The sequence below is a fragment of the Rhodococcus sp. LW-XY12 genome, assembly GCF_019317345.1.
Lineage (GTDB): Bacteria > Actinomycetota > Actinomycetes > Mycobacteriales > Mycobacteriaceae > Rhodococcus > Rhodococcus pyridinivorans.
The window spans coordinates 1,392,718-1,414,812 of sequence record NZ_CP079225.1; the positions used below are offsets into that span (position 1 = coordinate 1,392,718).

General features: G+C 69.0%; 20 protein-coding genes and 2 pseudogenes. 9 read left to right on the top strand and 13 right to left on the bottom strand.

Annotation, left to right across the window (positions count from 1 at the left end):
• Positions 1-15: 15 nt before the first annotated feature.
• The 4 genes from KXC42_RS06575 to KXC42_RS06590 all read right to left on the bottom strand — a co-directional run bounded on the left by KXC42_RS06575 (position 16) and on the right by KXC42_RS06590 (position 3,608).
• A complete protein-coding gene (locus KXC42_RS06575) occupies positions 16-795 on the bottom strand; it encodes an ABC transporter permease (protein ID WP_219130051.1) in 780 nt (259 codons plus the stop codon).
• Positions 792-1,850, bottom strand: a complete 1,059-nt coding sequence (locus KXC42_RS06580) for an ATP-binding cassette domain-containing protein (RefSeq protein WP_373922194.1) — start codon at positions 1,848-1,850, stop codon at positions 792-794. The genes KXC42_RS06575 and KXC42_RS06580 overlap by 4 nt, the downstream gene beginning before the upstream one ends.
• Positions 1,851-2,076: 226 nt before the next feature.
• On the bottom strand, positions 2,077-2,871 hold the full coding sequence (locus KXC42_RS06585) for an alpha/beta fold hydrolase (RefSeq protein WP_219130052.1): 795 nt from the start codon (positions 2,869-2,871) through the stop codon (positions 2,077-2,079).
• A 2-nt stretch (positions 2,872-2,873) separates the two neighbouring features.
• Entirely contained in the window at positions 2,874-3,608 is a 735-nt protein-coding gene (locus KXC42_RS06590; RefSeq protein ID WP_006554327.1) for a hypothetical protein, read from the bottom strand.
• 57 nt (positions 3,609-3,665) lie between these two features.
• Here KXC42_RS06590 and KXC42_RS06595 point away from each other — a divergent pair, with 57 nt between their 5' ends.
• Both KXC42_RS06595 and KXC42_RS06600 read left to right on the top strand, forming a co-directional pair.
• Positions 3,666-4,526, top strand: a complete 861-nt coding sequence (locus KXC42_RS06595; protein ID WP_033097311.1) for an AraC family transcriptional regulator — start codon at positions 3,666-3,668, stop codon at positions 4,524-4,526.
• Complete coding sequence (locus tag KXC42_RS06600; RefSeq protein WP_039586280.1) at positions 4,523-4,987, top strand: VOC family protein; 465 nt, start codon at positions 4,523-4,525, stop codon at positions 4,985-4,987. Before KXC42_RS06595 ends, KXC42_RS06600 begins: the two co-directional genes overlap by 4 nt.
• 33 nt (positions 4,988-5,020) lie before the next feature.
• Here the strand turns inward: KXC42_RS06600 and KXC42_RS06605 are convergent, their stop codons facing one another.
• Together KXC42_RS06605 and KXC42_RS06610 are read right to left on the bottom strand one after the other, a co-directional pair.
• Positions 5,021-6,040 carry a glutathione S-transferase family protein gene (locus KXC42_RS06605; RefSeq protein ID WP_219130053.1) on the bottom strand — a complete coding sequence of 340 codons (1,020 nt, stop codon included), beginning with the start codon at positions 6,038-6,040 and terminating at the stop codon, positions 5,021-5,023.
• A gap of 25 nt (positions 6,041-6,065) precedes the next feature.
• On the bottom strand, positions 6,066-6,761 hold the full coding sequence (locus KXC42_RS06610) for a hypothetical protein (RefSeq protein ID WP_024103467.1): 696 nt from the start codon (positions 6,759-6,761) through the stop codon (positions 6,066-6,068).
• 94 nt (positions 6,762-6,855) lie between these two features.
• Between KXC42_RS06610 and KXC42_RS06615 the strand changes: the two genes are divergently transcribed.
• From KXC42_RS06615 to KXC42_RS06630, 4 genes are all read left to right on the top strand, one after another.
• Positions 6,856-8,331, top strand: a complete 1,476-nt coding sequence (locus KXC42_RS06615) for an MFS transporter (RefSeq protein ID WP_024103468.1) — start codon at positions 6,856-6,858, stop codon at positions 8,329-8,331.
• A 133-nt stretch (positions 8,332-8,464) separates the two neighbouring features.
• A complete protein-coding gene (locus KXC42_RS06620) occupies positions 8,465-9,508 on the top strand; it encodes a class I adenylate-forming enzyme family protein (protein ID WP_006553915.1) in 1,044 nt (347 codons plus the stop codon).
• Between the two features lie 78 nt (positions 9,509-9,586).
• A complete protein-coding gene (locus KXC42_RS06625; protein ID WP_024103470.1) occupies positions 9,587-10,348 on the top strand; it encodes a crotonase/enoyl-CoA hydratase family protein in 762 nt (253 codons plus the stop codon).
• Positions 10,349-10,425: 77 nt separating this feature from the next.
• Positions 10,426-11,358, top strand: coding sequence for an adenosine deaminase (locus KXC42_RS06630; RefSeq protein ID WP_019288092.1), 933 nt, complete (start codon positions 10,426-10,428; stop codon positions 11,356-11,358).
• 27 nt (positions 11,359-11,385) lie between these two features.
• On the opposite strand, the gene KXC42_RS06635 is transcribed toward KXC42_RS06630, so the two are convergent.
• Positions 11,386-12,693 (bottom strand): D-arabinono-1,4-lactone oxidase, encoded by a 1,308-nt coding sequence (locus tag KXC42_RS06635; protein ID WP_033097315.1) that lies wholly within the window; start codon positions 12,691-12,693, stop codon positions 11,386-11,388.
• Between the two features lie 76 nt (positions 12,694-12,769).
• Between KXC42_RS06635 and KXC42_RS06640 the strand changes: the two genes are divergently transcribed.
• From KXC42_RS06640 to KXC42_RS06650, 3 genes are read left to right on the top strand one after another with little or no spacing between them, the layout of a single operon-like run.
• Positions 12,770-13,414, top strand: a complete 645-nt coding sequence (locus tag KXC42_RS06640) for a TetR/AcrR family transcriptional regulator (RefSeq protein WP_219130054.1) — start codon at positions 12,770-12,772, stop codon at positions 13,412-13,414.
• A gap of 30 nt (positions 13,415-13,444) precedes the next feature.
• Entirely contained in the window at positions 13,445-14,638 is a 1,194-nt protein-coding gene (locus tag KXC42_RS06645; protein ID WP_006553919.1) for an alanine racemase, read from the top strand.
• 27 nt (positions 14,639-14,665) lie between these two features.
• Entirely contained in the window at positions 14,666-15,340 is a 675-nt protein-coding gene (locus KXC42_RS06650; protein ID WP_033097316.1) for an alpha/beta hydrolase, read from the top strand.
• Between the two features lie 28 nt (positions 15,341-15,368).
• Here the strand turns inward: KXC42_RS06650 and KXC42_RS06655 are convergent.
• The 6 genes and pseudogenes from KXC42_RS06655 to KXC42_RS06680 all read right to left on the bottom strand — a co-directional run.
• A pseudogene (locus KXC42_RS06655) lies at positions 15,369-15,719 on the bottom strand (long-chain fatty acid--CoA ligase); the annotation flags it as partial.
• Positions 15,720-15,800: 81 nt separating this feature from the next.
• The gene (locus KXC42_RS06660; RefSeq protein ID WP_007633699.1) at positions 15,801-16,559 is read right to left on the bottom strand and encodes an ATP-binding protein; all 759 of its coding nucleotides are present in this window, start codon (positions 16,557-16,559) and stop codon (positions 15,801-15,803) included.
• Entirely contained in the window at positions 16,556-18,214 is a 1,659-nt protein-coding gene (gene istA / locus KXC42_RS06665) for an IS21 family transposase (protein ID WP_257605819.1), read from the bottom strand. The genes KXC42_RS06660 and istA overlap by 4 nt, the downstream gene beginning before the upstream one ends.
• 145 nt (positions 18,215-18,359) lie before the next feature.
• A pseudogene (locus tag KXC42_RS06670) lies at positions 18,360-19,832 on the bottom strand (long-chain fatty acid--CoA ligase); the annotation flags it as partial.
• Between the two features lie 151 nt (positions 19,833-19,983).
• Positions 19,984-20,694, bottom strand: a complete 711-nt coding sequence (locus KXC42_RS06675) for a phosphoribosyltransferase (RefSeq protein WP_219130056.1) — start codon at positions 20,692-20,694, stop codon at positions 19,984-19,986.
• Positions 20,695-20,733: 39 nt separating this feature from the next.
• Positions 20,734-22,035: a TrpB-like pyridoxal phosphate-dependent enzyme gene (locus KXC42_RS06680; RefSeq protein WP_219130057.1), complete on the bottom strand. Its 1,302-nt coding sequence runs from the start codon at positions 22,033-22,035 to the stop codon at positions 20,734-20,736.
• Positions 22,036-22,095 lie beyond the last annotated feature (60 nt).

Consider the following 22,095-nt stretch of genomic DNA (forward strand, 5'->3'; position numbering starts at 1 on the left):
AGGTGATCGAACGTGTCAGACGACGTCGGCGGTGCGGGCGCGCCACCAGCCGAGGCCGCCCAGCACCACGGTCCAGAGGAGCAGGAGCAGCGGGGCCGCCGGCCACGTCATCTCGAGTGTCACGTCCTCGGGCATCGACACCGCGGAGAACAGCACGTACCAGGTCACCTGCGCCGGCAGGTACGACGCGATCGCGCCGAGACCGAGACCGTGCAGGACGACCGAGACCATCAGCTCCCCGAACGGCACCCACGCGCAGATCGCAAGCACACTGCCCGTCGTCGACCGTGTGAGCAGACCCAGCCCCGCTCCGATGAGCGACCACATCAGCGCGCAGAACAGACCGATGCCCATCACCTTGGCGACCGATCCGAGGTCGGCACCGTCGAAGCCCCCACCGAACAACACGAGCGTCGCGGCCGCCGCGACTTCCGTGACGATGCAGTACAGCAGCCCGATCACGGCGACGGTCGCGAACTTCACGCCGACGACCCGGTCGCGTCCCCGCGCGGTGAGGAAGGTCGTCACGATCGTTCGGTGCGCGAACTCGTTGCCCGTCGCCACCGCGCCGAAGATCGCGGCGAACAGGAACACCAGCGACAACGAGAGGGAGATGCCGACCGCAGCGGCGACGGCCTCGGCGAAACCGTCACCGAAGCCGAGTTCGAGTTGCCGCGCGACCGGCAGCGTCAGCGCCCCGCAGAACAGCCCCACCAGCAGCGGTGCGATGCCGAGGATCCACCAGTAGCGCAGGCTCAGGACCTTGCGGAACTCGGCGGTGAGAAGCGCGGTCATGCGGTGGGACCTCCTTGCCCGGTCGGCGGTCGGTTCGGCTGTCCCCACTGCGACTGCGGGTACTGCTGTGAGTTCGGGTACTGCTGTGCGGTCGGGTACTGCTGATACTGCTGGCCGTTCGGATACGGCTGGGCCTGCGGGTGCTGCTGGGCACTCGGGTACTGCGGGCCCTGCGGATACCGCCCGCCCGGCGGATGGTGGGCTCCGTGCCCCGGATACTGCACGACCGGCGCGGCCGCGTAGCGACCGGCCGTCATCGCCAGGTAGACCTGCTCGAGATCGACGTGCTCGACACTCGTCCCGAACAGCGTCACCTCCGCGGTCGCGGCGATCTCGGCGATGCGGTCGGAAGTCACGCCGACGACCGCGAGCCGTCCGTCCTGCTGCACCTGCGCGTCGGTGTGCCCGGCCGCGGCGAGTGCGGTCGCGAGGCGGGCCGGGTCGGAGGCCGCGGCGAACACCCGCGAGCGGTAGGCGTCGCGCAGATCGGTCATCGAGGTCTCCGCGACCAGGTGACCGTTCGCGATGATCACGAGGCGGTCGGCGATCTGCTCGATCTCCCGCAGGATGTGGCTCGAGATCAGCACGGTCCCGCCGTTGGCGGCGAATGCGCGGAGGAAGTCGCGCAGCCAGGCCATGCCCTCGGGGTCGAGTCCGTTCGCCGGTTCGTCGAGCACGAGATAACGCGGTTGTCCGAGCAGGGCCGTCGCCAGGGCGAGTCGCTGCCGCATGCCGAGGGAGAACTCCCCGATGCGACGCCGCGCGACCGACCCCAGGCCGACGAGGTCGAGCATCTGCCTCGCCCGTTCGTCGGGCACGCCGATCGCGGCACAGTAGATCTGCAGGTGTGTCAGCGCCCGGTGTTTGGGGTGGGCGCTGCGCGCGTCGAGCACCGCTCCGACGACCTGTGCAGGCTGCTGCAGGGAGGTGAACGGCACGCCGTCGACGAAGGCGTTCCCGGCGCTCGGCCGGACGAGGCCGAGCATCATGCCGAGGGTGGTGGTCTTGCCCGATCCGTTGGGTCCGAGGAAGCCGGTGATCGAGCCCGGCGGCACCGTGAACCACAGATTCGATACGGCCGTGTGGTCACCGAACGTCCTGTTCAGGCCGTGGACGGCGATCCCCGCGCCCGGTGCCCCCGGTGCCCCCGGTGCCCCCGAGGGCACCCGGGGATCGGGTGTGCCGTACGGCGGTTGCGTTGACGGTGCTGTCACGGATTCGGACCCCCGCGTCGTCGAGATATGGGTGCGGCTGGTGCCGCGGTCGCCGTGAGCTTACGGGTCAGTCGAGGAAGGGCAGGACGGCGTCGAGGAACTCGCGGGGCGCGTCGAGCTGAGGACAGTGCCCGGCATCGGGGATGATCACCACCCGTCTCCGGCCGCCGGCCTGCACCCGTCGTGCGGCGTGAGCGGGCGTCAACCGGTCTTGTGCACCCCACACCAGCAGGGCCGGCATGTCGAGGGCGTGCACCATCTCCGGGATCGGCAGTCGGCCGAGCTCACCGATCGCGTGCCGGCCCACGGTCAGCAGCGTGTCGACCTGCTCGCGGGTCGCGTAGTTCGCCGCGAACGCCGTGCGCGCCGCCCGGTCGAAGGTGCCGCGCCGGTGCACGGCGGCCCGCGCGTACAGGGCACCCATGGCCTGCTGTATCACCGGAGCGGGCAGCAGGCGCGACAGTTCGACCGGCATGCGTGCACCCTGCGTCCACCACCGGGGGATCCCGGCGAGACCCGGCATGTCGGCGAGCACCACGCGGTCGACCCGGGACGGGTGGACCGACGCGAACACCAGTGCGGTGACCGCACCGAGCGAGTTCCCGACCAGCGACACCGGTTCGGGAACGTCGTCGACGAGCTCGTCCAGGACGTCGACATAGTGGTCGAGCACGGGGGTCTCCCAGTGCTGCGCGCTACGTCCGAAACCGGGCAGGTCGACCGCGAGCACCCGGTGCCGTTCGGCGATCGCCGGCGCGACCTTGCACCACGTACCGCCGTGATCGGAGAAGCCGTGCAGCAGAACGACGGTGCGTGGTCCCGCACCGGACTCCCGTACGAACACCTTCCCGTCGGCCGTCACGGTCAGTCCTTCGGGACCGGAACACCGGTGTCGAGCGCCGGTGCCTCTCCGCTCGCCGGGAGGACGGGACGTGCGACGGGCCACGCGGCCGGCGGTGGACCGAAGGCGTCGCGGGCGTTCTGGATCGTGCGCTTGCCCAGCGCACGGTTGCCGACGCCACCGATCGCGGCGCCGATACCAGCGGGGACGAGCTTGCCGATCAGCAGCGGACTGCGCTTGGCGAAGTACCGGCGGATGAATTTCTTGACCAGGGAATTGTTCAGCGTCTTCAGCTGGGTGCCGCCCGCGCCGGTGGTCAGCGCCTTGGGCCAGTTGCGCAGCGACGCGCCGGTCGCGGTCGCGACGATCTCCCGGCCGGCGTCACCGAGGGAGACGGCGAGCACCAGCGCGCGGCGCTGCTCGTGGTTGTGGGGTTCGATCCCGTGCACCGATGCGATGGCCAGGGTGAGCAGCGCGGACGCCTCGAAGAAGAAGGCCGTCTCGGCGCCGACCGCGCCGATGGCCGCGAGTGTCCCGATGCCGGGGAAGGCTGCGGTCGCGCCCGCCGCGGACCCGCTGCCGGTGACGGTCAGCAGGAACTGCTTCTCGAGCCGCTCGATGATCTGCGCCGGGGACTCGTCGGGGTGCGAGCGCCGCATGAGATCGACGTACTTGGCCACCGCAGGGCCCTGCAGCCTCGCGCCGTTGTCCAGCATCTTGACGATAAAGGCCTCTGCGACGCCTGCCTTGTTGCTCATCGTGCCCCTGTTCTCCGGTGCTCTTGTCTTCCGGACTGCTCTCACTACGCTGGTGCCATGACCGGGTCCGCAGTCGGTGAGTCTGACGGCGCCAGGCGGCGTCCGACACCCCTGCTGACACCCTACGTACGGTCGTACGAGGGGTATCGGCTCGACGGTTTCCCGTCGGGGACCCATCTGGGTATGCCCTCTCCGGAGGTCACCGTAATCCTCACGATCTCCGAACCCGTCGAACTCTCGCGGGGCGACGGACGGTGCCCGGAACGTTTCGACGCGCTCGCCGGAGGGTTGTCGACGCAACCGGTGCCCATCGTCCACCACGGCCGGCAGCACGGGATCCAACTCGCGCTCACCCCCGCGGGTGCGCGCGCCCTGCTGGGTGTGCCCGCCGCCGCGCTCGGGCCGTGGGCCGTCGATCTCGAGGACGTCATCGGCGCCGACGGCCGGGAGTTGTTCGACCGGATCTCCGCGGTCGAATCGTGGGACGAGCGGTTCGCCGTCCTCGACCGGATTCTCACCCGCCGCCTGGTCGCCGCACGGTCGACGAGTCCGGACGGGCACCTCGTCCACGCCTGGCACCTGCTCGTGACGCACCCGGCTCGCCCGGTCCGCGCTGTTGCGGACGAACTCGGATGGAGCAGGCGACACCTCGCGAACCGGTGCGCCGCCGAGTTCGGACTGTCCCCGAAGGACGTGGCCCGGGTGGCGCGCTTCGACCGGTCGCGACGGATGCTGCGGGCCGACCCCGGCCGCCGCCTCGCCGATGTCGCCGCCGAGTGCGGCTTCTACGACCAGGCGCATCTCGCCCGCGACTGGCGCGATCTGGCGGGCGTCCCGCCGTCGCGGTGGCTCGAGGACGAGGTGTTCCCATTCGTCCAAGACGACCGGGGGGTTCCGGGCCGACACTCGGAGACATGACGTACACAACGAATTCCACGCAGCAGTCGACCACCCTCACACCCACCGTCGACACGGTGTGGCCGTGCTTCGCCTACACCGACGCCCGGGGCGCGATCCGTTTCCTCGTGGACACCCTCGGGTTCGCCGAAGCGGAGGTCTACGGGGAAGGGGATCGCGTCGACCACGCAGCCCTGCTCTGGCCGCACGGCGGAGGGGTCATGCTCGGCTCGACCGGTCGCGGGTCGCCGCTCGACCAGCACGCCGACAGGGGCGCCGCCTATCTCGTGCTTCCCGACGACGTCACCGTCGATGCCCTGTACGAGAGGGTGCTCGCCTCGGCGCAGGCGGAGGACCCGGCGGTCCGCGCGACCGTGACCGTCGAACTCCGCGACGAGGACTACGGATCGCACGGGTTCACCTGCCGGGACCCGCACGGTGTGTACTGGACGATCGGCACCTACCGGCCCCGCCGGCCGTAGGAACCGTCGCAGGGGGGTCAGCGTCGCAGGGGATCAGCGGGCGACCGTGCCGTGCCCTTCGGGGACCACCTCGCTCGGACGCGGCGGGGGCGGCGGTGTGCCGTCCCCGAACGGCCGCCCGCCGAGCGCCTCACGGCCGTGCGGATCGAGCCAGTTCGACAGGTCCGGTCCCTTCGGCACGATGCCCGTGGGATTGACGTCGGTGTGCACGAGGTAGTAGTGCTGCTTGATCTGAACGAAGTCGATGGTGTCGCCGAAGCCCGGTGTCTGGAACAGATCGCGCGCGTAGGCCCACAGCGCCGGGAAGTCCGCCAGCCGGTTCCGGTTGCACTTGAAGTGCCCGTGGTAGACGGGATCGAACCGGACGAGCGTGGTGAACAGGCGCACGTCGGCCTCGGTGATGGTCTCGCCCACGAGATAGCGCTGCGCCCCGAGGCGTTCCTCGAGCCAGTCGAGGCGGGCGAAGAGACGGTCGAAGGCCTTGTCGTAGGACTCCTGCGAACCGGCGAAACCGCACCGGTACACGCCGTTGTTGACGTCCTGGTAGACGAGCTCGGCCACCTCGTCGATCTCGCCTCGTAGCTCCTCGGGATACAGATCCGGGGCGCCCTCGCGGTGGAACTGCGTCCACTCGGTGGAGAAGTCGAGGGTGATCTGCGGATAGTCGTTCGTCACGACCTGCCCGGTGGGCGCGTCGACGACGGCCGGGACGGTGATGCCGCGGTCGTATCCGGGGAATCGCGCGAAGTACGCGTCCTGCAGTCGCGGGATGCCGAGGACGGGGTCGACCCCGCCCGGGTCGAGATCGAACGTCCAGCTGCGCTCGTCGTGCGTCGGGCCGCACAGTCCCAGCGACAGAGCGTCCTCGAGACCGAGCAGCCGCCGCACGATGAGGGTGCGGTTGGCCCACGGGCACGCCCGGGCGGCGACGAGCCGGTACCGCCCCGACTCGACGGGATAGCCGTCGCGCCCGTCCGCGGTGATGCGGGTTCGGATGTAGTTGGTGTCGCGGGCGAACTCCGCACCCGGCTCGACGTACTTGTTCTCGGTCACCTACGCATCCTTCCGTGCACACTCGTCACTTCCCGGGTGGAACCCGAACCGTCACGAGGGTTCCCCAGATGTCGTATCCCGACACCGCCGCGACCGTCCGGGCACCGCGGTTGTCGCGGCGCATGCGGGCCAGCGGGACGAGTCCGGCGTCGAGCGCGTCGTGGGTCGCCAGCGTCGCGACCGTCGAGGCGAGCCCGAGCCGGCGCGCCGGCGGTGTCGTCAGCACCCGCACATCGGCCAGCAACGACCCGAGTTCGCTGTAGGCCGCGCCGGCGAGGGGACGGTGATCGTCGTCGAGCAATACGAACACGCGCGACGGCCCGGTCGGCGACAGTTCGGCCTCGGTGACGTCGTCGGGCGGGCAGCACCGCAGCAGTTCGGCGAGGTCCTCGGGGTCGTCGGAGATGAGCGGGTTCTCGACGCGTGTCGCGTCGATCCAGTCGGTGCACAGGGCGAGGATCTCCGTGCGACCCGCGTGGCCTGCGACGACGAGCTCGGCGTTCGGGGCATCGATCTCGGCCGGGTCGGGTTCGGCCGCGAGGCGGGAGACCGCGGCGTCGGGTCCGACGATCGCGGTGGCGCGCCCCACGGCGAGCAGTCGGACGTCGCGGAACGAGTCGTCGACACGCGTCACGCACCCGGGTTCGACGAGTGCGCCGTCGGGTAGGCCCAGTGCACGACACCACGCGAGGGCGGCGATGCTCGAGATGTGCGGGTCCACCCCGCTACCGTAGACCGCCGACGAGGGGAGAGGTCCGGTGAGCGACGACAGCGGGGTGGACACGCGCGAACGCGGGTCCGATGTGGCGGTGGAGATGTCCGACGGTGCCCGCTGGGCGGCGTTGGGCGCTCTGTGCCTGGGCTTCTTCATGATCCTGGTGGACAGCACGATCGTCGCCGTCGCCAACCCGGCGATCATGCGGACCTTCGGGGCCGACATCGCCGCCGTCGTGTGGGTCACGAGCGCCTATCTGCTCGCCTACGCGGTGCCGCTGCTCGTGACGGGCCGCCTCGGCGACCGCTTCGGTCAGCGCCGGGTCTACCTCTGCGGGCTGGTGCTGTTCACGATCGCGTCGTTGTGGTGCGGTTTCTCGTCGACGATCGAGATGCTCATCGTCGCCCGCGTGTTCCAGGGATTCGGCGCGGCGCTCATGTCGCCGCAGACCATGGCCGTGGTGACCCGGATCTTCCCGCGTGAGCGGCGCGGGACCGCGATGGGCCTGTGGGGCGCCGTGGCCGGGGTCGCGACGCTCGTCGGGCCGCTGGCCGGCGGTGTCCTGGTCGACGGGCTGGGCTGGGAATGGATCTTCTTCGTGAACGTGCCCGTCGGGATCGTCGGGTTCGCGCTCGCAGTGCGGTACGTGCCGGTGCTGCCCACGAGCCCGCACCGGTTCGACGTGCTCGGCATGCTGCTCAGCGGCGCCGGCCTGTTCTGCCTCGTGTTCGGGATCCAGGAGGGCAACTCGTTCGAGTGGACCGCCCGCGTGTGGGTGCTGATCGGGCTGGGCATCGTGTTGCTCGTCGTGTTCGTCGTCCAGCAGTCGCGCAACCGCGGTGAACCGCTCGTACCGCTGTCGCTGTTCCGGGACCGCAACTTCGGGTTGGCGAACATCGGTATCGCGACGATGGGTTTCGCCATCACCGGCGTCATGCTGCCGATCATGTTCTACGCCCAGTCGGTGCGCGGTCTGAGCCCGACCGGCGCCGCGATGCTCATGGTGCCGATGGCGGTCTTCAGTGGTGTGCTCGCGCCGCTCGTGGGCAGGCTCGTCGACCGGGTCCATCCGCGGCTGATCGCCGGTACCGGCTTCTCGCTGCTCACGATCGGGCTGGGTTGGCTCGCGCTGGTGATGACCCCCGACGCGGAGATCTGGCAGTTGCTGCTGCCGATCGCCCTGATCGGGGTGGCGAACGCGGGCATCTGGTCGCCGCTCTCGGCCACCGCGACGAACGGTCTCGCACCGAGCCGGGCCGGGGCGGGTTCCGGTGTGTACAACACGACGCGTCAGGTGGGCGCGGTGATGGGGAGTGCCGCTCTCGGTGCGATCATGGCGGCGCGGTTGAGCGCCAACGGTGTCGGCGGGGGAGGAGGGGCGCCGGAAATGGAGACGTCCGGCTCCGTCCTGCCGGAGCCCCTGCACGAACCGTTCGCCGCGGCGATGGCCGAATCGTTGTGGCTTCCCGCCGGCATCCTGCTCATCGGGCTCGTGGCCGCGCTCGCCTTCGACCGTCCCGCGAGCCAGAAGGAACAGCGTGCCGCCGAGGAGCGTTCGGCGGCAGCGAGCGCCTGACGGACGTTCCAGCGACCACCCTGCGGCACCTTCCCCGGTTGTCCGTGACCCGCCGTTTCCTCACATGGCTGTGATCCACGCCATATAGTGCAGGCACGCACGCCGGGTGGGAGGTGGCATGTCGGTGGCCGTAGTGGAAATTCCGGCAGGGAGTCGTTGGCTCCGGGACGATCGGGTCACTCGCCGCGACAGCGGCATCCTCCAGTACGACTGCCTGGAGCCGTGCATCGCCGAGCTGCTCGATCGGAGTGCGTTGCGTTTCGCGAACCGCGTCGCGGTGGTCGACCGATGCGGCCGCGCACTCACCTACCGCGAACTGTGGGCCGCCGCCGCCCGCGTCGCCGGTGGTCTCCTCGATCAGGGGGTCGGCCCCACCGACCGGGTGGTCGTCTGTCAGCCGAACGGGGTCCGTTGGCTGATCGGGTTCCTGGGCGTGGTCCTTGCCGGAGGTGTTCCGGTGCTCCCCGACCCGAGCTGCAGCCCCGAGGAAACGGCGGAGATCGGGGTCCACAGCGGTGCGGTTCTCACCCTGGACTCCGATCTGCCCGACGGTGTCGCCTTCCTCGACGGAGGTGCGTCACCGGACGAGCTCGCGGTGCTCTACTACGTGCGCGTCGCCGGTGGTGGACTGCGCGGCGTCGAACTGACGAACACCAACGTGCTGTCGACGATCGAGGCCGTCGCCCACGCAATGGATCTCGTCGGCGACGGCGTACGGACCGTGCTGACGGCGCCGCTGTCCACGGCGGTCGGATGCAGCGTCCAGTTGCTGCCCACCCTCGCCTCCGGGGGAACCGTCGTGGTCTCGGGATCCCGCGTGATCCGCGCACCGTGGCGGCACCTCCGCGCAGCTTTCCCCACCTCGCGGTGTGTGCGGGGCTGGGGAGTCGCCGAGACGGGAGGGATCGGTCTGCTGCTGCCTTCGGAACACCGCTCCCGCCATCCCCGCAGTGTCGGAGTGCCATTCGGAGGGATCGAGATCGCGCTGCTCGGGCCCGATGCCGAACACGGTGTCGGCGAACTGCTCTGTCGCGGACCGAGCGTGGCCCGCCGCTATTGGCGCGATCCGTGCGCCACGGACGAGACGTTCACGGAGGACGGCTGGTTCCGCACGGGCGATCAGGTGCGCATCGACGACGAGGGCTTCGTCGATCAGATCGCCGTCCGGGTGTCGTGAACCCTGCAACGGGTTCCCGTCCGGTATACAGCCTGTAACCCGATGAACCGGCATTTTTCGTAGTGGAGAGGTGTGTCCATGTCCGACGTAGTCCTGCTCGAACGACGCGATCGCGTTCTCGTCATCACCATCAACCGGCCCGAGGCGCGCAACGCCGTCAACGCCGCCGTGAGCCACGCGCTCGCCGAGGCGGTCGACCAGCTCGACAGCGACGACTCCCTGTCGGTCGGTGTGCTCACCGGCGCCGGCGGCAACTTCTGCGCGGGCATGGACCTCAAGGCGTTCGTCGCAGGCGAGAACGTGGTCGTGCCCGGTAAGGGTCTCGGCTTCACGGAGGCGCCGCCGCGCAAGCCGCTCATCTCCGCCGTCGAAGGATTCGCCCTCGCCGGCGGAACCGAACTCGTCCTGGCCACCGACCTCGTCGTCGCCGCGAAGGACGCGAAGTTCGGCATCCCGGAGGTCAAGCGCGGCCTCGTCGCCGGTGGCGGTGGCCTGCTGCGCCTGCCGTCGCGCATCCCTTACCAGAAGGCCCTCGAACTCGCCCTCACCGGGGACGCGTTCACCGCCGAGGAAGGCTACGGATACGGTTTCGTCAATCGTCTCACCGAACCCGGTGGGGCACTCGAGGGTGCATTCGAACTGGCCGAGCGCATCACAGCGAACGGACCGCTCGCCGTGGCGGCGACCAAGGAGATCATCGTCCGCTCGGCCGACTGGTCGAGCGACGAAGCATTCGCGAAGCAGATGGAGATCATGGCGCCCGTGTTCACCTCGGAGGACGCGCGTGAAGGCGCCACCGCATTCGCCGAGAAGCGACCCCCTGTGTGGAAGGGTCGCTGAGCTCCGGTGTGGAAGGGTCGCTGAGCTCCGGTGTGGAAGGGTCGCTGAAAGACCGAACGAGAGATGACGAGGATCAGGTGACCGACGGGTTCGCAGAACTGCACGTACACATCGAGGGCACGCTCGAACCCGAGCTGATCCTCGCCCTCGCCGAGCGGAACCGCATCGAGTTGCCCTATCGCGATCTCGACGATCTGCGCAGCCGCTACGAGTTCACCGACCTGCAGTCGTTCCTCGACCTGTACTACGCGAACATGGAGGTCCTGCGCACCGCGCAGGACTTCGCCGACCTCGCCCGCGCCTATTTCGCTCGTGCGGCGCGGGCGGGTGTCACCCACGCGGAGTTCTTCTTCGATCCGCAGGCCCACACCTCGCGCGGTGTCCCGCTGCCAGAGGTCGTAGCCGGGCTCTCCGACGCGGTCGCCGGGGCACACCGGGAGTTCGGGGTCGATGCGGCGATGATCGCGTCGATCGTACGCGATCGCCCCGTGCCCGAAGCGCATGAGGTGTTCGGCGAACTGCTGCGCCTCGGTGCGCCGATCATCGCTCTCGGCCTGGACTCGGCGGAGGTCGGTCACCCGCCGTCACTGTTCGAGGACGTCTTCGCGCGGGCGCGGGCCGAAGGGCTGCACATCACCGCGCACGCGGGGGAGGAGGGACCTCCGGAATATGTTCGGCAGGCGCTCGATCTGCTCGGCGCCGAGCGCATCGACCACGGCATCCGCTCGCTCGAGGATCCCGAACTCGTCGCGCGCCTGGTCGACGAGAGCATTCCCCTCACCGTCTGCCCGTTCTCGAATGTCCGCCTCCGCGTGGTGGATACGCTCGCCGACCATCCGCTGCGCCGCATGCTCGAGGCGGGCCTGTCGGTGAGCGTGCACTCGGACGATCCCGCCTATTTCGGTGGTTACGTCGACGACAACCTCGCAGGGCTGAAGGATCAGCTCGGTCTGACCGATGCCGAACGGGATGTGCTCCGGCGCAATTCGTGGGACGCCGCCTTCCTCTGAGTCCGTCCGGGTGAGTCGGCTCGGGCGTCATTCGCCCAGGACGCGGCGCAGATACGGGTTCGTGAAGGTGCGGTGCGGATCCACGCGGTCGCGCACGGCGAGAAAGTCGTCGAACCGAGGGTAGAGCTCGCGTAGAGCGTCCGCGGTCAGGGAATGGAGCTTGCCCCAGTGCGGGCGTCCCTGCGCGGCGCGCAGGATCGGCTCGACACCGTCGAAGTAGGGCGTGTGGTCGCGCCGATGGTACTGGTGCACGGCCACATAGGCGGTATCGCGGCCCTGCGCCGTGGACAACCAGACATCGTCGCCCTGCGCGAACCGCACCTCCACCGGAAAACCGACACGAACGTCCGTGCGCTGCAGCCACGCATCGATCTCGCGCAGAACCGCTGGAAGGTGCTCGGCGGGGAGCGCGTACTCCATCTCCCGGAACCGCACCCGGCGGGTGGAGGCGAACACCCGGTAACTGCGGTCGACGAAGGTGCGCGGGGACAACGCCCGGGACGCGACCCGGTTCAGCGCCGGGATGGTGGCGGGAACCCGCGTCCCGACCTGCTGGAGGAGTGCGAAGGCGCCGTTGGAGAGCAGTTCGTCGTCGAGGAGGGTGCGCACCCGCCCGACCGGCTGCACCGGTGCCTCACCGGGGAGGCGGGTGTTGCGTTTGATGAGCACGCCGTCGGTGTGTGGGAACCAGTAGAACTCGAAATGGTCGACACCGCTTCGCAGTTCGTCGAGGACATCGAGTGTGGTGCGGAGCGACGAGGGGGCTTCCTCTGCGCGCAGGCGGAATGCGGGGACACAATCGAGCGTCACGGTCGCGAGCACGCCGAGGGCGCCGAGGCCGAGCCGGGCGGCCTCGAACAGGTCGGGCTCGTGCTCGGGGGAGCAGTCGACGATCCGGCCGTCGGCGAGCACGATCGTCGCGCCGCACACGGCTGCTGCCAGTCCGCGGAAGGTCGCGCCGGTGCCGTGGGTGCCGGTCGAGATCGCGCCGGCGACGGACTGCACGTCGATGTCGCCGAGATTCGGTACGGCGAGGCCCTGTGCCCACAGCAGGTCGCCCAGGCCGCGCAGTCGCGTCCCCGCCCGCACGGTGACGCGCGCGCCGGTGGCCGACGGTTCCACCGCGACGAGACCGGACATCCGGTCGAGCGAGATGAGCGTGCCGTCGGTGACGGCCGCGCCGGTGAACGAGTGCCCGGCGCCCACGGCCTTGACATGTTCGCCCTGCTCGGAGGCGCGGACGACGACGCGCGCGAGGTCGTCGGTGCTGCCGGGGGTCTCGAAACGGCGAGGTGCCGCACTCTCGGTGCGAGCCCAGTTGTGCCAGGTGGCCATGCCTCATCCTCGACCTGGACAAGCGTCCAAGTCAACACCTGCTCGTGAACCTTTCCCGACCTCTACCATCAGGGTCATGCCGAATCGGTTGCCTGCTGACGAGCGCCGCGCCCAACTCGTGGCAGCAGCACTGGAACTGGCGGAGGGCGGGGGAGTCGGAGCCGTCACGGTCCGCGCCGTCGCCGAGAAGGCCGGAGTGTCACTGGGCGTTGTCCACTACTGTTTCGACAGCAAGGAAGCCCTCGTCGTCGCCATGGCGAACGCCGTCGTCGGCGAACTCGCCGGAGCCATGCACGCGGCCTTCGATGTGCCCGAGGACGCGCAGCAGACCGGCGGCGTCGACTGTCTCCGCTCGATGCTCCACACCGGCCTTCGCTCCATGTGGTCGACGATCGAGTCCACGCCGGGGCTGCAGACCCTCACCTACGAGATCACCGCCTACTCGCTCCGGCAGCGCACCGATGGCAGTCCCGCCGGCGGCGAGATCGCCGTGGAGCAGTACCGCCTGATGGACAAGCAGGCCCAGTTGTTCCTCGACACCTGCGCCGAGCGGTGCGGCGTCGAATGGTCGCTGCCCACTTCGACGCTCGCACGACTGTCGTTGTCCGTGCTCGACGGCGTCGTGCTCCGGTGGCTCGTCGATCGCGACGGCGAGGCGGCCACGGCCGAACTGGGAGTCGTCGCCGACATCATCGCGACCCGTGCCGTAGAACGTTCCTGACCCGACCCGACCTTTTCGAAGGGATCGCCCGTGCTCCGTGCTGCTTCCGTTCACGACGCCGCCCTCGACCGGGTGCACGCGGCGACGGCCGACCTCGACCCGCCGTTCGCCGCCGTCGATCTGCCCACCCTGCGGCGCAACGCCGACGACCTGATCCGCCGCGCGAACGGTGTGCCCGTGCGGGTCGCGAGCAAATCGGTGCGCTGTCGTGCCGTCCTCGCCGAGGTCCTCGGCCCGGAACTGACCACCCGCGGCGGTTTTCGCGGCATCATGGCGTACTCGCTACGGGAGGCGCTGTGGCTCGTCGAGCACGGAGCGCGCGACATCCTGATGGGCTACCCCACGGTCGACCGGGCGGCGCTCGGGAAACTCGCGGTGTCGCCGGACGCGGTGCAGGCGATCACGCTCATGGTCGATTCGGCCGAGCACCTCGACATCATCCGTACGGCTTTGGGGAAGAACACTTTCCGGACGAAGGTCTGCCTGGACATCGATGCGTCGTTGCGGGTGGGTCCGCTCCATCTCGGTGTGCGCCGTTCTCCGCTGCGCGACCCGGAGGCAGCCTCCGGCCTGGCCCGTCGCGCCGACGCCGCCGGATTCGACGTCGTCGGAGTGATGTTCTACGAGGCCCAGATCGCGGGCCTGCCCGACTCGTCGCTGCCGGTACGGCTCGTCAAGGGACTGTCGGCGCGGGATCTCTCCTCGCGCCGCCGCGCCGTGGTGGAGGCCGTGCGTGCGGTCGTGGGTGACCTCGAACTGGTCAACGGTGGCGGAACCGGCTCGCTCGAGGTGACCACCGCCGATCGTGTCGTCACCGAGGCCACCGCGGGATCGGGGCTGTATGTGCCCACCCTGTTCGACGGCTACCGGGCGTTCACCCCGAACCCGTCGATGTTCTTCGCGCTGCCTGCCGTACGCAAACCGTCACCGTCGGTCACGACGTTGTTCGGCGGCGGGTACATCGCGTCCGGCCCGACCGGCGCCTCGCGGGTGCCGCGCCCGGTCCGTCCTGCGGGATTGAAGTTGCTGGGGACGGAAGGTGCCGGCGAGGTGCAGACCCCGGTGCGCGGTCGCGCTGCCGCGTCGATCCCCGTCGGGGGACGGGTGTGGTTCCGCCACGCGAAGGCCGGCGAACTGTGCGAGAGGTTCGACCGGGTGTACCTCGTCGACGAGAACGGACGCACCGAGGTTCCCACCTATCGCGGTGAGGGCGGCTGCTGGTGACCTTCCGGCTCCGGCCACAATGAGGCCATGCCGTTGACGTTCTTCCCCGGGTCGGTCGGCCGGGTCCACTGGCGGTGCCGGACCGTCGACGACGCGAGAGCCGGTGTGGTGTTCGCGCACGGTTTCGGGCAGCACACCGGGCACTACCACCGTTTCGCCTCCGGCCTCGCCGCCCACGGCATCGCGTGGTGGGGACTCGACCTCGCCGGACACGGGCTCTCCGAAGGAGAACCCGGCTCACCGGGCAACGTCGAGTTCCACGCCGAGGACTTCGGCGTGCTCACCGGCCTCGCCGCCGAGTCCGGTCTGCCGCTGGTGGTGATGGGCCATTCGCTGGGGGCGGCGACGGTCCTGACGGCGCTGGATGCCGATCCCTCCGGTGGTAGCCGCCTCGCGGGCGTCGTGCTGTGCGGTACGCCGCGCACCGCGGCCCTGCCGGAGACGGCCGAAGCGCTCGGCGCGAGCGACCTGCCGGTCCTGCTGGTCCACGGCGTCGACGACCGGCTGGCCCCCATCGACCCGGTACGCGAGTGGGCGTCGTCGCTGCCCGGGGCACAGTGGTGCGAGTATTCCGATGCCGGGCACGACCTGTTGCACGAACCCGTACATCGCAGGGTGACTTCGGATATTGCCGCGTTCGTGGGCGACGTGGCCGACCGGATTCCCAGATTCCCCGAGAAACGACCGGGCCCCTCGCGGTGACGAGGGGCCCGGTCGACGGTGTGGAACCTCAGTTGTAGATCGCTGCGATCTCGGCGCCGTGCTTGTCGTGGATGATGTTCCTCTTGAGCTTGAGCGTCGGGGTCAGCTCGCCGCTCTCGACGCTGAAATCGGTCTCGAGGAGGCGGTACTTGCGGATCGCCTCGGCCTTCGAGACCTTCTTGTTGGTCTCGGCAACCGCCTCGTCGATCTCGGCGATCAGGTCGGGGTTCTTGATCAGATCGGCGACCGTGGTTTCCGCCGGCAGACCGTGTCGCTCGAGCCAGCCCGGCAGCGCCTCCGGATCGAGGGTGATCAGCGCGCCGACGAATGGCTTGGAATCACCGACCACGATGACCTGGCTGATTGTTTGGGACGCCTTTCGGAAAGCGCGGTTCTGATGATCGGGTAGCGGTCGGACGGGCATCGGATAGCGGCATCTGCCCGTCCGACCGCTGGGCCGCTATGGCGTTGCCGTGGCGAGGTGCCGTCTCATGTTCGGGCCGTCGAGGGCGATGATCTCGGCGCCGGCGACGATCCGGTTGAGGATCGATTCGGCGATGACCGCGTCTTGGAGCGACTTGTACCAATCTGGCGGATCGAACTGCGAGGTCACCAGCGTCGAGCCCCGCCCTTCCCGAGCGGCAAGGATGTTGAGCAGCTCCGCCGCGGTGTGCGGAGCCACCGGCGTGGTCAGGAAGTCATCGAGAACCAGCAGGTCGCAGTTGTGCAGATCAGTGAGGAAGTCCAGCCTGCGCTGCGAGGTCGGCTCCAGCACGGCGAGCCGGTTGGCCAGGTCGTCGAGCCGGAAGAACCTCGCGGTGTAGTACTTTCGGCACGCGGCATTGAGCAGCGCCTGGGCGAGGTAGGTCTTGCCCACGCTGGACTGGCCGAGCACGACGAGATTGCGGGTGGCGTCGATCCATTGACAGCTGGAAAGTCGTGCGATTAGCTCGCGGTTGACGTTGCGGTCAGGCAGGTAGCGGATCTCTTCTACGCAAGCATCAGGGTTTGGCGATCTGGAGGCCTTGAGTAGTTTCTGGGTCCGGCGTTCCTGCCTGGCCGTGATCTCTTTGTCCAGGGCGTGGAAGATCTTCTCCGAGAAGGTCCACTCGTCGCAGGCGGGATCGTTGGCCAAGTCGATGACGGTCTGGCCGAACGCGGTCATCCGCAACTGGGTGAACAGTGGCATGTCGGCGTCGGTGAGATGACGATCAGTCACTGCAGCTCCTCCCGCCCCGCGGTGCCGCTGCTCGGGCCTCCGGTGAGGACGGCGAGGCTGAACTGCTCCGGCCCGGCCAGATGCGCCCCGGTGGTATCTCGCCGATCCGGCGGTACCGCTACAGGCGTTGCGGTCGCCGGCGTCGTCGCTGCGGTCGTGGTGGTGGGTCGAGCGGCGGCCTGGGCCCTCAGGGCCGCCAGCTGCTGCTTGACGGCGGTGTAGCTGATCGCCCGGCGTGAGGTCTCGGAGACCAGCTGCCCGCAGGCCCGCTCGAGCAGCATCTTGTTGTCCCCGCGGGCCAGGGCGAGGATGTTCTGGCACGAGCGGTAGCCCTGAGCCTCGATCCGCTGGCGATCCAGGACCTCACTGATCGCGGCCACGGTGTGCGGTCCGATCTTGTGGGCCTGGCGCACGAAATACGCCCGCGACCACAGGTCCGATGACTGCAGATGCTGCGCGGGAACATGGTCAGGGTCGGTCACGAAGGCGTGCCGCCTACCGGAGACGGCGTGGGAGGCGATGACCTCCCCGCCAGCCATGACAGTGAGCGTGGGGCCGGTGATCTTCACATCGACGTGCTGGCCAGCGAAGGTGTAGGGCACCGAGTACTTCACCGTGGCGATCTCCACGTGGTAATCCCTGTTGACCTTGGACTTCTTCCAGATGACTGGCTGCCAGCGGGCCTCGGGAAGGTCGAACAGTTCCGACTGCTCGTGCTCGGTGAACAGCTCCCGGCGGCTGGTCTTCTGGCCGCGGAACGGGGTCCGGTCGTTGATCGCCTCGACCTCGGCGGCGATCGCCTCGTTCGCATCATCCAGGCTAGCGAACCGCCGATCGGCCAGCCGTCCGATCACCCAGTTCGTCACCACCTTCACCCCAGCCTCGACGTGCCCCTTGTCTGTCGGGCGCACCGGCCGAGTGGGCACGGCAGCGGTCTGGTGATACTCGAGGAAGTCACGGTACTCACGGTTGACCTCGCGGGCCCGGTCACCGCGGGCGATCTGGTTCGACGCCGTCGAGGCGTTGTCCGGGACGATCACCTGCGCCGCGCCGCCGAAGTACTCGAACGCCTGCAAGTGCGCGTCGAGCCAGTTCGGCATCTTCTCGTCCAGGCAGCCGCAGGCGAAGACCATCCCCGAGTACGGCAGCGATGCCACGAACACCGACACTGTGGTCTTGGTGCCGGTGACGGGATCGAAGATGGCCATCTTCGTGCCCGCCCAGTCGACCTGCATCGTGTGCCCGGGCACGTGCGTGATCCGCATCGTCAGCTCGTTGACCTCGACGTACTCGCCGATGATCTGGCAGAACCGCTGGTAGCTGTAGTGCCGCTGCCCCGGCGTGCCGTCAGTGTCGAGGTAGTTGGCCCACAGCACCCGCAGCGGCAGCTTCTTCTTGCCCGTGCGCTTCTTCACGGCAGCCGCCACGTCGAAGGCGACGAACTCCTTCGACGGCGTCTTGCGCCCATCGGCGAACAAGACGTCGATCTCCTCGACGCTGAGCGCCTCGACCTGGCTCGTGGCGGTCAACCCGTGCTCGTGGCAGACCTTCTTCGCCTTCGCGACCGTGCGATGCGAGCAACCCGCGATCGCCTCGATGTCCCGGTAGGACCTGTCCTGCAGCAGTAGCGACATCACCAATCGGTAATCAGTCACCCGTGCCTCCTGTTCGGATCCACGCGCAGCCTGGTTGCCACGCGTAGAACCGACACGAGCACACGAGGACCGGCACCGCTATCCGATGCTCATACTCGCGCTACCCGATCATCAGAACCCTGCTATCCGAAGCACGTCCCTAACAGCTGATCAGCGGGTGGGCGCGCAGCGAATCCTCGAGGACGGCCGGGGCGACGTTCTTGCCGCCCGCGGTGACGATGAGTTCCTTCTTGCGGCCGGTGATCGAGATGAAGCCGTCCTCGTCGATCGCACCGATGTCGCCGGTGTGGAACCAGCCGTCGCGGATGGCTTCGTCGGTGGCCTTGTCGTTCTGCCAGTAGCCGTCGAACACCTGGGGGCCCTTGAGGAGGAGCTCGCCGTCCTCGGCGATCTTCGCGGCGCAGCCGTTGAACGGCGTGCCGACGGTGCCGATCTTCTGGGCGGCCGGGGTGTTCATGATGATGCCGCCGGTGGTCTCCGTCAGGCCGTAACCCTCGTAGATGGTGACGCCGACACCGCGGAAGAAGTGGCCGAGACGTGCGCCGAGTGCGGCGCCGCCCGAGACGGCCCGGGTGACGTTGCCGCCGAGCGCGGCCTTGAGCTTGCCGTAGACCAGCTTGTCGAAGACGAAGTGCTGGATCTTCAGGCCGAGGCCGGGGCCGCCGTTCTCGAGGGCCTTGCTGTACTCGATCGCGACCTCCGAGGCCTTCTCGAAGATCTTGCCCTTGCCGCCGTCGTAGGCCTTCTGCTTCGCCGAGTTGTAGACCTTCTCGAACACGCGGGGCACCGAGAGGATGAAGTTCGGCTTGAAGACCGCGAACTGGTCGAGCAGCGTCGTCAGGTCGGAGGTATGACCGACGGTGACCTTGCTGTCGAATGCCGCGAACGAGATCAGGCGCGCGAAGACGTGTGCCATCGGGATGAACAACAGGGTGCGCTGGCCCTCGTGCATCGAGTCGGGCAGGGCCAGGCCGCAGGCTGCGGACTCCGAGGCGAAGTGGCGGTGCTTGAGCTGGACGCCCTTCGGCCGGCCCGTGGTGCCGGAGGTGTAGATGAGGGTCGCCGCGGATTCGGCCGTGACCGAGTTGCGCCGTTCCTCGACCTGCTCGTCGGTGACCGCTGCGCCGCGTGCGATGAGCTCGTCGACCGCGCTCTTGCCGCCCGGCGCCGGCTCGATCTGCAGGATCTCGCGCACGGTCGGGGCGTTCTCGGCGACCTCGCGGACGGTGTCGACGTGACCGGAGTTCTCGACGATGAGCAGCTTGGTCCCGGAGTCCTCGAGGATCCACTGGGCCTGGTCGGCCGACGACGTCTCGTAGATCGCCACGGTGGCACCGCCCGCGGCCCAGATGGCGTAGTCGAGCAGGACCCATTCGTAGCGCGTCGCCGACAGGACCGCGACGCGGTCGCCGAGCTCGATACCCGACGCGATCAGGCCCTTCGCCACGGCGCGCACCTCGGATGCGAACTGGCGGGCGGTGACGGGAACCCACTTGCCGTCGACCAGTCGCTCAAACGGCACGAACTCAGGCGACTCCTTCTCGTGCCGGAAGACGCTGTCGGCCATCGACGTGTTCTCGGGAATCGAGAACGACTGTGGTACGGCAATCTCACTCACTGTGACCCCTCCATCGTTAGGTGCTGTCGGTGTGCATTGCATCACACGTCGTTGGGAAATGCATTACCCTCGGACCGCTTTGCCCCCTTTTTACAGTCCGATAGGCAGTGATCCAGGTAACAATGCTACCCGCCGGTAACGAGGATTGCCACTATCGGATCGTCTCGTCGGATTTCCCGGTACCGGAAGTACCAGTATTTCGGAGAAGGAGAATCGCTTCGTCGTCGCCGAGCTGATGGAAGTCGTCGTAGGCGGCGCCGACGCTGTCGGTGTCCACCGGCGTCCACGGGCAGATCACCTCGTCGGCCGTCCGGCCGGCCCGGCGCAGTGCGTCGGGGGAGGCCACCGGCACCGCGAGGACGACCCGGGTCGCTCCGGAGGCGCGCGCGGCGAGGCATGCCACCGCGGCCGTCGCACCTGTGGCGATGCCGTCGTCGACGACGATCGCCGTGCGGCCCTCCAGCGGCACCCGGGTGCGACCGGCACGCAGGCAATCGGCACGTCGAGCCAGTTCGGCCAGCTCGCGTCGCTCGACGGCCGCCACGGATTCGGGGGCGATCCGCCCGCGCCGGATCACGTCGTCGTTGAGGACCCGGAAGACGGCGTCCTGCGTGGTCGATTCCCCGGCGGTTCCGGGACCCGGTCCTTCGGCGATCGCGCCCATCGCGAGTTCGGGATGCCAGGGCACGCCCAGTTTGCGCACCACGAGGACGTCCAGGGGCGCATCGAGGGCTGCGGCGAGTTCACGGGCGACGGGAATGCCGCCGCGAGGTAGTGCGAGGACCACCGGGTCGGCGTCGTGCAGGTGCCCGGCCGACCGGGCGAGTCGCCGGCCTGCCTCCTCGCGCGTGGCGTACCCCACACCTCCAGTATGGGACGGTCCGCCCGGGCGGGCGAGCACTCACCGCCCGGACGGACCGGGGGGATCTCGGTCGAGCTCGCCCGACAGGTACGAGTGGTAGGCGGGCAGATCGAGCTGGCCGTGGCCGGACAGGCCGATCACGATGACCTCGGGTTCGGTGAGGCCCCGCGTGTACTCCGCGGCCGCGGCGATCGCGTGCGACGACTCCGGCGCCGGCACGATGCCCTCGTTCCGGGCGAAGAGCACCGCCGCGGAGAAGGCATCGGTCTGTGCCACGGACTGTCCCTGCACGTAGCCGAGCTCGACGGTGTGGCTGAGCAACGGCGCCATGCCGTGATATCGCAGCCCGCCGGCGTGGATCGGATCCGGGATGAAGTCCTGACCGAGGGTGTGCATCTTCAGCAGCGGGGTCAGACCCGCGATGTCACCGTGGTCGTAGCGGTACTCGCCGCGGGTGATCGACGGGCACGCCGCGGGCTCGACGGCGACGACACGCGTGGTCGCCCGCTCGTGGATGACCTCGCGCAGGAACGGGAACGACAGGCCGGCGAGGTTCGAACCGCCGCCCGCGCAACCGAAGACGACGTCGGCCTGGTCCTCACCCGCGGCCCGCAGTTGCTCCACGGCCTCGAGGCCGATGACGGTCTGGTGCAGCACCACGTGGTTGAGCACGCTGCCGAGGGTGTAGCGGGCGGCGGCGTCCTTCACTGCGACCTCCACGGCCTCCGAGACCGCGATGCCGAGCGAGCCGGGTGTGTCCGGGTGCTCGGCAAGGACGGCGCGACCGGCCTCCGTCAGGTCGGACGGGCTGGGATGTACTGTGCCGCCGTAGGTCTCGATGAGGAAGCGGCGGTAGGGCTTCGAGTCGTAGGAGGCGCGGACCTGCCACACCTCGAGATCGATACCGAACTTCGCGCACGCGAACGACAGGGCCGAACCCCACTGTCCGGCACCGGTCTCCGTCGTGAGCCGGGTGACGCCGTCGAGCGAGTTGTAGTAGGCCTGTGCGACCGCCGAGTTCACCTTGTGGCTGCCCACCGGGCTCACGCCCTCGTACTTGACGTAGATGCGGGCCGGGGTGCCGAGTGCCTTCTCGAACGAGCGGGCGCGGAAAAGGGGCGTGGAGCGGTAACCGGCGTAGACCTCGCGCACGGCCTCCGGGATCTCGATGTCGGTCTCGGTCGACAGTTCCTGCTCGATCAGTCCCGAGGCGAACAGAGGTGCGAGATCGTCGGCGGTGATCGGTTCGCGGGTGCCGGGGTGCAGGTGCGGCGGCGGAGCGACAGGCAGGTCGCCGGCGATGTTGTACCAGTGGGTGGGAATGCTGACGGGCTCCGACACCGGGTCGTCCTTTCGGTCTGCAACGAGAACTCGTTCAGTGTGCCAACGCACACATCGACG